General features: G+C 67.8%; 11 protein-coding genes. 8 read left to right on the top strand and 3 right to left on the bottom strand.

What is annotated here, in order from left to right; genetic code table 11:
• Positions 1 to 38: 38 nt before the first annotated feature.
• Together ilvD and AB5S05_RS07805 are read right to left on the bottom strand one after the other, a co-directional pair.
• On the bottom strand, positions 39 to 1,877 hold the full coding sequence (gene ilvD, locus AB5S05_RS07810; RefSeq protein WP_369286936.1) for a dihydroxy-acid dehydratase: 1,839 nt from the start codon (positions 1,875 to 1,877) through the stop codon (positions 39 to 41).
• A 292-nt stretch (positions 1,878 to 2,169) separates the two neighbouring features.
• Positions 2,170 to 3,198, bottom strand: coding sequence for an Ldh family oxidoreductase (locus tag AB5S05_RS07805; protein ID WP_369286935.1), 1,029 nt, complete (start codon positions 3,196 to 3,198; stop codon positions 2,170 to 2,172).
• A gap of 129 nt (positions 3,199 to 3,327) precedes the next feature.
• Here AB5S05_RS07805 and AB5S05_RS07800 point away from each other — a divergent pair, with 129 nt between their 5' ends.
• The 6 genes from AB5S05_RS07800 to AB5S05_RS07775 all read left to right on the top strand — a co-directional run bounded on the left by AB5S05_RS07800 (position 3,328) and on the right by AB5S05_RS07775 (position 8,674).
• On the top strand, positions 3,328 to 4,200 hold the full coding sequence (locus tag AB5S05_RS07800; protein ID WP_369286934.1) for a MurR/RpiR family transcriptional regulator: 873 nt from the start codon (positions 3,328 to 3,330) through the stop codon (positions 4,198 to 4,200).
• Positions 4,201 to 4,219: 19 nt separating this feature from the next.
• Positions 4,220 to 4,978: an ABC transporter substrate-binding protein gene (locus tag AB5S05_RS07795; protein WP_369287029.1), complete on the top strand. Its 759-nt coding sequence runs from the start codon at positions 4,220 to 4,222 to the stop codon at positions 4,976 to 4,978.
• Between the two features lie 96 nt (positions 4,979 to 5,074).
• Positions 5,075 to 5,794: an ABC transporter permease gene (locus AB5S05_RS07790; protein ID WP_369286933.1), complete on the top strand. Its 720-nt coding sequence runs from the start codon at positions 5,075 to 5,077 to the stop codon at positions 5,792 to 5,794.
• Positions 5,791 to 6,504: an ABC transporter permease gene (locus tag AB5S05_RS07785; RefSeq protein WP_369286932.1), complete on the top strand. Its 714-nt coding sequence runs from the start codon at positions 5,791 to 5,793 to the stop codon at positions 6,502 to 6,504. The genes AB5S05_RS07790 and AB5S05_RS07785 overlap by 4 nt, the downstream gene beginning before the upstream one ends.
• 61 nt (positions 6,505 to 6,565) lie before the next feature.
• On the top strand, positions 6,566 to 7,801 hold the full coding sequence (locus AB5S05_RS07780) for an NAD(P)/FAD-dependent oxidoreductase (protein WP_369286931.1): 1,236 nt from the start codon (positions 6,566 to 6,568) through the stop codon (positions 7,799 to 7,801).
• Between the two features lie 69 nt (positions 7,802 to 7,870).
• Entirely contained in the window at positions 7,871 to 8,674 is an 804-nt protein-coding gene (locus AB5S05_RS07775) for an amino acid ABC transporter ATP-binding protein (RefSeq protein WP_369286930.1), read from the top strand.
• A 15-nt stretch (positions 8,675 to 8,689) separates the two neighbouring features.
• Here AB5S05_RS07775 and AB5S05_RS07770 read toward each other — a convergent pair whose 3' ends face one another.
• The gene (locus tag AB5S05_RS07770; RefSeq protein ID WP_369286929.1) at positions 8,690 to 9,886 is read right to left on the bottom strand and encodes a class I SAM-dependent rRNA methyltransferase; all 1,197 of its coding nucleotides are present in this window, start codon (positions 9,884 to 9,886) and stop codon (positions 8,690 to 8,692) included.
• 230 nt (positions 9,887 to 10,116) lie between these two features.
• Here AB5S05_RS07770 and AB5S05_RS07765 point away from each other — a divergent pair, with 230 nt between their 5' ends.
• Positions 10,117 to 10,929 (top strand): HDOD domain-containing protein, encoded by an 813-nt coding sequence (locus AB5S05_RS07765; protein ID WP_369287028.1) that lies wholly within the window; start codon positions 10,117 to 10,119, stop codon positions 10,927 to 10,929.
• Positions 10,930 to 10,993: 64 nt separating this feature from the next.
• Entirely contained in the window at positions 10,994 to 11,806 is an 813-nt protein-coding gene (gene mutM / locus AB5S05_RS07760) for a bifunctional DNA-formamidopyrimidine glycosylase/DNA-(apurinic or apyrimidinic site) lyase (RefSeq protein WP_369286928.1), read from the top strand.

Raw genomic sequence — 11,806 nt, 5'->3', positions numbered from 1 at the left:
AACCCGGCGCCTGGCCGGGTTTCTTGTTGCGCAGCCGATCAGTCCTCGAGCATCGCCTTGTTGCGCACCGCGCCCTTGTCGGCACTGGTGGCGAGCAGGGCGTAGGCCTTGAGCGCGGTGGTCACCTTGCGCGCGCGGGGCGCGGCCGGCTTCCAGCCCTTCTGGTCCTGTTCGATGCGGCGGTGCGCCAGCTCCTCATCGGACACCAGCAGGTTGATGCTGCGCTTGTGGATGTCGATGAGGACCTTGTCGCCTTCGCGCACCAGGCCGATGGCGCCGCCGGCAGCGGCCTCCGGCGAGGCATGGCCGATCGACAGGCCCGAGGTGCCGCCGGAGAAGCGGCCGTCGGTGAGCAGGGCGCAGGCCTTGCCCAGGCCCTTGGACTTCAGGTAAGAGGTCGGGTAGAGCATTTCCTGCATGCCCGGGCCGCCTTTGGGGCCTTCGTAGCGGATGATCACGATGTCGCCGGCCTGCACCTCGTCGTTGAGGATGCCTTTGACCGCGCTGTCCTGGCTCTCGAAGATCTTCGCCGTGCCTTCGAACTCGAGGATCGACTCGTCGACCCCGGCGGTCTTCACCACGCAGCCGTCGACCGCGATGTTGCCGTAGAGCACGGCCAGGCCGCCTTCCTGCGAGTAGGCGTTCTCGACGCTGCGGATGCAGCCGTTCTCGCGGTCGTCGTCCAGGCTGTCCCAGCGGGTGCTCTGGCTGAAGGCGGTCTGGGTCGGGATGCCCGCCGGGCCCGCCTTGAAGAAGCTATGCACGGCCTCATCCGTGGTCTGGGTGATGTCCCACTGGGCGATGGCCTCGCTCATGCTCGGGCTGTGCACGGTGGCCACGTCGGTGTGCAGCAGGCCGCCGCGGGCCAGCTCGCCGAGGATGCTGAAGATACCCCCCGCTCTATGAACGTCTTCCATATGGTACTTCTGGATGTTCGGCGCCACCTTGCACAGCTGCGGCACCCGGCGCGACAGCCGGTCGATGTCGCGCAGGTCGAAGGCCACCTCGCCTTCCTGGGCGGCGGCCAGCAGGTGGAGGATGGTGTTGGTCGAGCCGCCCATGGCGATGTCCAGGCTCATGGCGTTCTCGAACGCCTTGAAGTTGGCGACGTTGCGCGGCAGCACCGACTCGTCGTTCTCGCCGTAGTAGCGCTGGCAGAGTTCGACCACCAGGCGCCCGGCGCGCAGGAACAGCTGCTCGCGATCGCTGTGGGTGGCCAGGGTCGAACCGTTGCCCGGCAGCGCCAGGCCGAGGGCTTCCATCAGGCAGTTCATCGAGTTGGCGGTGAACATGCCCGAGCAGCTGCCACAGGTCGGGCAGGCGCTGCGCTCGTACTCGGCGACCTTCTCGTCGGAGGCGCTGTCATCGGCGGCCACCACCATGGCGTCGACCAGGTCCAGGCCGTGGCTGGCCAGCTTGGTCTTGCCGGCTTCCATCGGCCCGCCGGAGACGAATACCACCGGGATGTTCAGGCGCAGGGCGGCCATCAGCATGCCGGGGGTGATCTTGTCGCAGTTGCTGATGCAGACGATGGCGTCGGCGCAGTGGGCGTTGACCATGTATTCCACGGAGTCGGCGATGATCTCGCGGCTGGGCAGCGAATAGAGCATGCCGTCGTGGCCCATGGCGATGCCGTCGTCCACGGCGATGGTGTTGAATTCCTTGGCCACGCCGCCGGCCTTCTCGATCTCGCGGGCGACCAGCTGGCCCATGTCCTTGAGGTGCACGTGGCCGGGCACGAACTGGGTGAAGGAGTTGGCGACGGCGATGATCGGCTTCTTGAAGTCCTCATCCTTCATCCCGGTGGCGCGCCAGAGGGCGCGGGCGCCGGCCATGTTGCGGCCTTGGGTAGAGGTTTTCGAGCGGTAATCGGGCATGACGGAAATCCTGCGGAGGCTGGTCAGGGTATGTGCGTATGTTGAGCGCGCTACGCGCCGCTGGCAAACGGAAGTGACCGTCTGCCGGGGCTGGGGCCTGAGATGGTGCGGGATCACCGCTGGCTCGGCCGGGGCTCACGAGCCCGCCTGGGGTTGGGCAGGAGAATGCCGATTCTAATCCCTGCGGGCGCGACGACGAAAGCCTGGGGGCGACGCCGGCCGTTCAGTCCTGGGCGGTGCGCCGGCCCCTTGCATCGGCGCCCGCATCAGGTCCGCGCGGGTGGTGGCTGGTTCAGGCGGGTCCGCCGGCCAGGCGACGCAGCTTCTCCAGCTCGTGCGCGGGCAGGCGGATGCCCTGGCGCTCGGCCTCGGCGCGCTGGCGGTAGCGGCGGTCGCCCGGCTGGCGCGTCTGCCCGGCATCGTGCATGCGCCCGATCAGCTGTTCGCAGCGCTCGGCGAAGTTGCGCCCGGCACCCAGACTCGGGTCGATGACGATCAGCAGCTGACCGGTCCAGGGCGTCTGCGCGCCCGGATGAGCGGACCAGTCGAACTCGAAGGAGAAATGCCCGCCGGTCAGCGCCGCCGCCAGCAACTCGACCATCATCGACAGCGCCGAGCCCTTGTAGCCGCCGAAGGGCAGCAGCGCGCCGCCGTCGAGAATGGCCTTGGGGTCGCGGGTGGGCTGGCCCTGGCGGTCGACGCCGTAGCCCTCGGGCAGCAGGTGGCCCTCGCGGGCGGCGATCTGCACGTCGCCGTTGGCGATGGCGCTGGTGGCCAGGTCGAACACCAGCGGCTGGCCGTTCGCGCGCGGGGCGGCGAAGGCGATCGGGTTGGTGCCGAACAGCGCGTGATGGCCGCCGTGGGGCACCACGCAAGCCATGCTGTTGACGAACGACAGGGCGACCAGGCCCTGCTCGGCGAAGGGCTCGACGTCCGGCCAGAGCGCGGCGAAGTGGTGCGAATTGCGGATCGCCAGCAGGGCGATGCCGGCACTACGGGCCTTGGCCTCGACCAGCGGGCGGGCGGTGGCCAGGGCCGGCTGGGCGAAGCCGCCGCGGGCGTCGACGGCGACGAAGGCCGGCGCCAGGTCCTCGACCAGCGGCACCGCCTGGCCATCCACCCAGCCGCTGGCCAGGCTCGACAGGTAGCCGGGGATGCGGAACACGCCGTGGCTGTCTGAACCGTCGCGCTGGGCGCTGGCGCAGTTGTGCGCCAGGCAGCGGGCGACCTCGGCCGAGGTGCCGTGGCCCTGGAAGATGGCGGCGAGCAGCTCGCTCAGCTCGGCAAAGCCGATGGTTTCCTGGGGGGTGTTGGCAGTCATGGGGCGTCTCCTGGCGGTCGTCTGGGAAGGTGGCTGCGGCGGCTCACTATCCGTTTTGTGCAAGTTATCTGTCAAATGTTGACTCTGTGACAGAAAACATTCATTTTGATCGTGAACGGGGAGTCACAGATGAATCAATCGATCAAACAGCGTCTCGAGAATAGCCTGGAACATTCGGCTGCTTCAGGGCGGGCAATCGCCAACTACATGCTGGCCAACCTGCACGAGCTGCCGTTCCAGACCTCGGCGGCGATCGCCGACAAGCTCGGCGTCAGCGAGTCGACGGTCGGGCGCTTCTGCCGTTCGCTGGGTTATGCGCATTTCAAGGCCTTGAAGAACGACCTTAAGGACGACCTCGGCGACAGCCCCTGGCTGATTGGCGACCGGCTCAAGGAATTCCAGCGCCAGGGCGGTGAGGACCGTTCGCACAGCCTGGAGCTGGAGATCGCCGGCCTGGTGCAGGTCTACGAACACAGTCGCAGCCCGCAGTGGCAGGCGGTGGCCGAGCGGCTGGCGAAGACCCCGCGGGTGTTCGTCGCCGGCTTCCAGACCGAGCGCGGCATCGCCGTGTCGGCGGTGCACCTGCTGCAATACCTGCGCGACGGCGTGCAGCTGGTCGATGGCGCCTCGGGGCACTTCGGCGAAGTGCTGCTCAGCCCGCCGCAGCAGGCCTGCCTGCTGGTGTTCGAGGCCCGCCGCTATTCGCGTCACGCCCAGCTGCTGTGCCGCAAGGCGCGTGAGGCCGGGATCAAGGTGACCCTGGTCACCGACCCCTATTGCGACTGGGCCGACAGCCACGCCGACGAGGTGCTGCGCGTGCCCACCGATATCAACCTGTTCTGGGAATCGACGGCGGCGATGCTGTCGCTGGTCCACCTGTTGATCAACGAGGTGTTCCGTCACCTGGGGCCCGAGGTCGAGGCGCGGCTGGAAGCCACCGCCGCGCTGCATAACGAGTTTGTCGGCTACACCGCGTCGCCGGGATTCAGCAAGAAACCATAACAACAAGTAGAGGTGCATGATGAATCGAGTAAAGAGCTTGGCCACCGCCTGCGCACTGTTGATCGGCAGCATGGGCGCCGCCCACGCGGAGTCGCTGCGGATCGCCACCGAGGGCGCCTACCCGCCCTTCAACTACGTCGACTCGAACAACCAGCTGCACGGCTTCGACGTCGACATCGCCAAGGCGCTGTGCGCCAGGATGCAGGTCGAGTGCACCCTGGTCGCCCAGGACTGGGACGGCATCATCCCCGCCCTGATGGCCAAGAAGTTCGACGCCGTGGTGGCCTCCATGGTGGTCACCGAGGAACGCCAGAAGAAGATCAGCTTCACCGACCGCTACTACCGCACCCGCCTGGCCGTGGCGGTGCCGAACGACTCCAGCCTGGCCGACACCCTGCCGGCGACCCTGGACGGCAAGGTGGTCGGCGCGCAGTCGTCCTCGACCCAGAGCATCTATGCCGAGGACGTCTACGGCGCGGCCGGCGCCGAGGTCAAGCTCTACCCGACCCAGGACGACGCCAACAGCGACCTGGCCAACGGCCGTCTGGACGCGGTGGTCAACGACAAGTTCCCGCTGCTCGACTGGCTGGCCAAGAGCGGCAAGGACTGCTGCAAGCTGCTTGGCGACATCCAGGGCAGCGACGACGATGTGGCCATCGCCGTGCGCCAGGATGACCAGGCGCTGCGCGAGCGGCTGAACCAGGCGCTGGCCGAGATCCGCGCCGACGGCACCTACCAGCAGATCGTCAGCCGCTACTTCGCCTTCGACATCTACTGATCGAGCCGGCGCACCGGCCCGCGCTCGCCACCCGAGGGTGGCCGCGGGCCGGGCCAGCGTCATCCTGCCTGAACCGCCAATTCCGGGGTTGCGACCATGCTCGAACCTTTCTCTCTGCTGTTTTTCGGCGACGGTGGCTGGGGCCTGACCCTGCTCGCCGGCGCCCTGGTGACCATCGCCCTGGCCCTGAGCTGCCTGCCGCTGGGGCTGCCGCTGGGCCTGCTGGTGGCGGTCGCGGCGCGCTCGAAAAAGCGCCTGCCGCGTGCCCTGTCGACTCTGTTCGCCACCGTGTTTCGCGGCCTGCCCGAGCTGCTCACCCTGCTGATCGTCTACTACGGCTGCCAGATCGGCCTGCAGAAGCTGCTGGCCCATTGGGGCTACGACACCGAGGTGACGATCAACGCCTTCGCCGCCGCGGTCATCGCCTTCGGCCTGGTGTTTGCCGCCTTCTCCAGCCAGGTCTGGCTGGCGGCCTTCAAGACCGTCGGCAAGGGCCAGTACGAGGCGGCCAGCGTGCTCGGCCTGTCGCGCTGGCAGGCGTTTCGCAAGGTGATACTGCCGCAGCTGGTGCGGGTTTCCCTGCCGGGGCTGTCGAACAACTGGCTGACCCTGCTCAAGGACACCTCGCTGGTCTCGACCATCTCCCTGGTCGACCTGATGCGCCAGACCAACCTGGCGGTGAGCGCGACCAAGGAACCCATGCTGTTCTACTTCGCCGCCTGTCTGCTCTACCTGTTCTTTTCGGCGATTTCCGGGCGGCTGTTCAGCCTGGCGGAGCGTCACTTCAGCTACGGTCAGCGGAGTGCCCGGTCATGACTGCCCCCGAATGGATCAACCTGTTCTTCGACCCCGAACTGTTCGAGCGCTACGGCCTGCGCATGTTCGACGGCCTGCTGGTGACCGCCAAGCTGGTGGCGATCTCCTTCAGCCTGGGCCTGCTGCTCGGCCTGCTGCTGGCGCTGGGGCGGCTGTCGCGCAGCGCCGTGCTGCGCTCGGTGACCTCGGGCTACATCTACTTCTTCCGAGGCTCGCCGCTGCTGGCGCAGCTGTTCATGCTCTATTACGGCCTGGGCTCGCTGCGCGAATTTTGGCAGGACCTGGGCCTGTGGTGGTTCTTCCGCGACGCCTGGTACTGCGCGCTGCTGGCCTTCACCCTGAACACCGCGGCCTACCAGGCCGAGATCCTGCGTGGCAGCCTGCAGGCGGTGGCCCGCGGCCAACACGAGGCGGCGGCGGCCCTGGGCCTGAGCCGGCGCACCACCTTCTTCAAGGTGATACTGCCGCAGTCGCTGCTGATCGCCCTCGGCCCCCTGGGCAACGAGCTGATCCTGATGGTCAAGGCCAGCGCCATCGCCTCCCTGGTGACCATCTACGATTTGATGGGGGTGACCAAGCTGGGCTTCTCGCGCACCTTCGATTTCCAGCTGTACCTGTGGGCGGCGGTTCTGTACCTGCTGATCGTCGAGGTCATCCGCCGTCTGCTGCGGCGCATCGAGGGGCGCCTGGGAAGGCACCTGCACGGCTGAACCGGACCAATTTCGTTAACAGTCGCGCCCGGGCAAGCGGGCGCGCGGCAAGGATCCAATCATGAGTTGCGACACTATCGTTCTGGGTGCCGGGATCATCGGCGTATCGAGCGCCTTGCACCTGCAGGCGCGGGGCCGGCGGGTGGCGCTGGTCGACCTCAAGGAGCCGGGCGAGGGCACCAGCTTCGGCAACGCCGGCCTGATCGAGCGCTCCAGCGTGGTGCCCTACGCCTTTCCCCGGGAGTTCTGGCGGCTGCTGCGCTACGGCCTGAACCGCCAGTCGGATGTGCGCTACAGTCCGGCCTACCTGCCCAAGCTGGCGCCCTGGCTGTACAGCTTCTGGCGCCAGTCGGCGCCCGGGCCGCTGGCCGAGTCGACCCGCGCCCTGCAGCCGCTGATCGAGCGCTGCGTGCTGGAGCACGACGCCCTGGTCGAGCAGGCCGGGCTCGGCCGGCTGATCCACGCCAATGGCTGGATCGAGATATTCCGCGACCCCGCGGCCCTGCGTCAGGCGCAGCGCGAAGCCGAGGCGATGAACGCCTACGGCCTGCACTTCGACCTGCTCGACGGTGCGCAGCTGCGCGAGCGCGAGCCCAACCTGTCGGGCGAGGTGTGCGGCGGCGTGCACTGGCTGGATCCGAAGACGGTCAGCGACCCCAGTCAGCTGGTCAAGGGCTACGCGGCGCTGTTCGCCCTGCGCGGCGGCCAGGTGCTCAAGGGCGATGCGCGCTCGCTGCGCCAGCACGCAGAGGGCTGGCAGCTGGTGAGCGACCAGGGCCTGCTGAGCGCCAGGGAGGTGGTGGTCGCCCTCGGCCCCGAGTCCAACGATCTGCTGCAGCCGCTGGGCTACCGCATCCCCCTGGGCATCAAGCGTGGCTACCACATGCACTACGCCCACGACCGCGAGCTCAGGCACTCGCTCTGCGACACCCAGGGCGGCTACGTGCTGGCGCCGATGGACCGGGGCATCCGCCTGACCACCGGCATCGAGTTTGCCGCGCCCGACGCGCCGCCCAACGAGATCCAGCTGAGCCGGGCCGAGGCCCTGGCGCGCAGCATCTTCCCCTTGGGCGAACGCCTCGAGGCGCAGCCCTGGCTGGGCCGGCGGCCGTGCCTGCCGGACATGCGCCCGGTGATCGGCCCGGCGCCGAACCACCCCGGCCTCTGGCTCAACTTCGGCCACGCCCACCACGGCCTGACCCTGGGCCCGGTGAGCGGCCGGCTGCTGGCGGAGATGATGACCGGCGAGAGGCCCTTCACCGACCCGACGCCCTTCAGTGCCGAACGCTTCTCCTGAGTGGCGAAGCACACAACAAGAAACGCCGGGCGGGCCCGCGTCCGCACCGGCAGCCATGGAGACACCCGCATGCTTTCGACCAGCCAGCCGTCCGGCGCAGTCGCGCCATCCCCCAGCCCGCTCCAGGCCGTGCCGTGCAGCGCGCCGGCCGTGGAGATTCAGGGCCTGAACAAGTGGTACGGCCCCTTCCAGGTGCTGCACGACATCGACCTGAGCGTGCAGCCCGGTGAACGCATCGTCCTGTGCGGGCCCTCGGGGTCGGGCAAGTCGACCCTGATCCGCTGCATCAACCGGCTGGAGATCGCCGAGCAAGGGCGCATCCTGGTCGAGGGCAGCGACCTGTCCAAGGACAGCCCGCAGGCTGCCCGGGTGCGCCGCGAGATCGGCATGGTGTTCCAGCATTTCAACCTGTTCCCGCACATGAGCGTGCTGGACAACTGCAGCCTGGCGCCGATCAGCGTGCACGGCCTGAGCCGTAGGGCCGCCGAGGAGCGGGCGCGCCACTACCTGGCCAAGGTCGGCATCGAAAGCCAGGCCGGCAAGTACCCCAGCCAGCTATCGGGCGGTCAGCAGCAGCGCGTGGCCATCGCCCGGGCGCTGTGCATGCAGCCGCGAATCATGCTGTTCGACGAGCCGACCTCGGCGCTGGACCCGGAAATGGTCAGCGAGGTGCTGGATGTGATGGTCAAGCTGGCCGACAGCGGCATGACCATGCTCTGCGTCACCCACGAGATGGGCTTCGCCCGCCAGGTGGCGCAGCGCGTGCTGTTCCTCGACGGCGGGCGCATCGTCGAGGACAGTCCGCCGGAGACCTTTTTCAACGCGCCGAAGAGCCCGCGGGCGCAGGCCTTCCTGACCCAGATCCTGCACTGAGGCGGGGGTGGACGATCAGCTGTTGGGCAGCAGGCGGCAGGTCAGGCTCTTGATGTAGCGGGTCTCGGCGATGGCCGGGTGCACCGGGTGGTCGGGGCCCTGGGCGCCGCGCTCGAGCAACTGGATATTGCGGTCCAGGTGGCGGGCGCTGGTCAGCAGGATGTTCTGCAGGTCGTCCTCGGGCAGGTGCATCGAGCAGCTGGCGCTGATCAGGATGCCGTCCTTGCCGAGCAGGCGCATGGCCTGTTCGTTGAGGCGGCGATAGGCGGCCTCGCCGTTCTTCAGGTCCTTCTTGCGCTTGATGAAGGCGGGAGGGTCGGCGATCACCACGTCGAAGCGCTCCTCGGCGCTCTTCAGTTCCTTGAGCGCGGCGAAGACATCGCCCTCGATGCAGGCCACCTGCTCGGACAGGCCGTTCAGCGCGGCGTTGCGCTCGACGCCGTCGAGGGCGAAGCCGGAGGCGTCCACGCACATCACCTCGGACGCGCCGAAGGCGGCCGCCTGCACGCCCCAGCCGCCGATGTAGCTGAACAGGTCGAGCACCCGCTTGCCCTTGACGTAGGGCGCCAGGCGCGCGCGGTTCATGCGGTGGTCATAGAACCAGCCGGTCTTCTGCCCTTCGATCACCGGCGCCTCGAACCTGACCCCGTTCTCTTCCAGGGCGACCCACTCCGGCACCTGGCCGTAGGCGGTCTCGACATAGCGCTCCAGGCCCTCGGCGTCGCGCGCCGCGGAGTCGTTCTTGAGCAGGATGCCGCTGGGCTTGAGCACCTGGATCAGCGCGGCCAGCACCTCGTCCTTGCAGCGTTCCATGGTGGCCGAGGCCAGCTGCACCACCAGGATGTCGAAGAAGCGGTCGACCACCAGCCCCGGCAGCAGGTCGGAGTCGCCATACACCAGGCGGTAGCAGGGCGCCTCGAACAGGCGCTCGCGCAAGCTCAGGGCGACGTTGAGCCGGTGCACCAGCAGCGACTTGTCCAGCACGTGCTTGACGTCACGCGAGACCAGGCGGGCGCAGATCAGGTTGTTCGGGCTCATCGCGACCACGCCCAGCGCCTTGCCGCCGGCGGCTTCGAGAATCGCCTGATCGCCGGCGGCAAAACCATGCAACGGGGTGGCGGCGACGTCGATCTCGTTGCTGTAGACCCACAGGTGGCCGGCGCGCAGGCGTCGGTCGGCGTTGGCTTTCAGGCGCAGGCTGGGCAGGGTCATGGGGCGCTCTCCGGAAAAAAGAGCGGGATTATAGCCCAGGGGCGAGCCGTCCCGCATTGGGGCGCCCGGCGGACTTCCCAGTGGCGATTCGACGGTCGGATTCTTGTCGAGCGGGGGCGCGGCCGAGGGGGCATTGCGGCTACACTCTGGCCTTCTGCCATCTCACCAGAATCGCCATGGCCCACGAACTCACCGCCGAACAAATCAAGAAGGCCCTGCAGGGCATCAGCGTGCCGCCGCAGCCGCAGATCATGGTCGACCTGCAGATGGAGCAGGTCATGCCCAATCCGGACCTGCGCACCATCGCCAAGCTGATCAGCCAGGACCCGGGCCTGTCCGGCGCGCTGCTGAAGATCGTCAACTCGCCGTTCTTCGGCCTGGCCAATCGCATTGCCTCGATCCAGCAGGCGGTCAATCTGCTCGGCTGCGACATGGTGATCAACCTGATCAACGCCCAGTCGATCAAGGGCGAGCTGAGCGACGAAGCCATCGTCACCCTCAATCGTTTCTGGGACACCGCCCAGGACGTGGCCATGACCTGCCTGACTCTGGCCAAACGCATCGGCTACCAGGCGCCCGACGAGGCCTACACCCTGGGCCTGTTCCACAACTGCGGCATCCCCCTGATGGTCAAGCGCTTCCCCAACTACATGGTGGTGCTGGAGGAGGCCTACTACAACGCCCGCGGCGAACAGCGGGTGGTCGATACCGAGAACCGCCTGCTCAACACCAATCACGCTGTGGTCGGCTACTTCACCGCCAAATCGTGGAACCTGCCGCTGCACCTGTGCGAGGCGATCGCCAGCCACCACAATGCCCTGTCGATCTTCAGCGACGACTCCGGGCGCGACGCGCAGCTCAAGACCCTGCTGGCGATCCTGAAGATGGCCGAGCACATCTGCGAGAGCTATCGGGTGCTCGGCAACCAGGACGAGGACCATGAGTGGCAGAGCATCGAGCAGCTGGTGCTGGAGTATGTCGGCCTGTCCGAATACGACTTCGAGAACCTGCGCGAGAGCATTCGCGAACTGGGCACGGTCTAACGAAGAGGCCGCTGTTGCTGCTAAGGTAGCGGTTGCCGTTCAGCCTCCCTCGCGATCGATTGCCATGCCCGAACTGCCCGAAGTCGAAACCACCCGCCGCGGTATCGCCCCCTACCTGGAAGGCCAGCGCGTCAGCCGGGTGATAGTGCGCGAGCGCCGCCTGCGCTGGCCAATTCCGGAGGACCTCGATGCGCGCCTGTCCGGCCAGCGCATCGAGTGCGTCGAGCGGCGCGCCAAGTACCTGCTGATCAAGGCCGAGAGCGGCAGCCTGATCAGCCACCTGGGCATGTCCGGCAACCTGCGCCTGGTGCCGGTGGGGACGCCGGCGGCCAAGCATGAGCACGTCGACATCGAGCTGGAATCGGGCCTGGCCCTGCGTTACACCGACCCGCGGCGCTTCGGCGCGCTGCTCTGGTGCAGCGATCCGCTGCAGCATGTGCTGCTCAGCAAGCTCGGCCCGGAACCGCTGACCGAGCTGTTCGACGGCGAGCGGCTGTTCCAGCAGTCACGCGGCCGCAGCATGGCGGTCAAGCCGTTCATCATGGACAACGCGGTGGTGGTCGGGGTCGGCAACATCTACGCGACCGAGGCCCTGTTCGCCGCCGGCATCGACCCGCGTCGCGAAGCCGGCTCGGTCTCCCGGGCGCGCTACGTCAGGCTGGCCGAGGCGATCAAGCGCATCCTCGCTCACGCCATCGAGCGCGGCGGCACCACCCTGCGCGATTTCGTCGGTGGCGATGGCCAGCCGGGCTATTTTCAGCAGGAGCTGTTCGTCTACGGCCGCGGCGGCGAGTTCTGCAAGCACTGTGGCAGCACCCTGCGCGAACTCAAGCTGGGCCAGCGCGCCAGCGTCTATTGCCCGTGCTGCCAGCGATAG

Origin of the sequence: Pseudomonas zhanjiangensis (genome assembly GCF_041027545.1) — a bacterium.
Lineage (GTDB): Bacteria > Pseudomonadota > Gammaproteobacteria > Pseudomonadales > Pseudomonadaceae > Aquipseudomonas > Aquipseudomonas zhanjiangensis.
The sequence above is the reverse complement of the archived record's forward strand: the minus strand, read 5'-3'. Positions and strand labels throughout refer to the sequence as shown.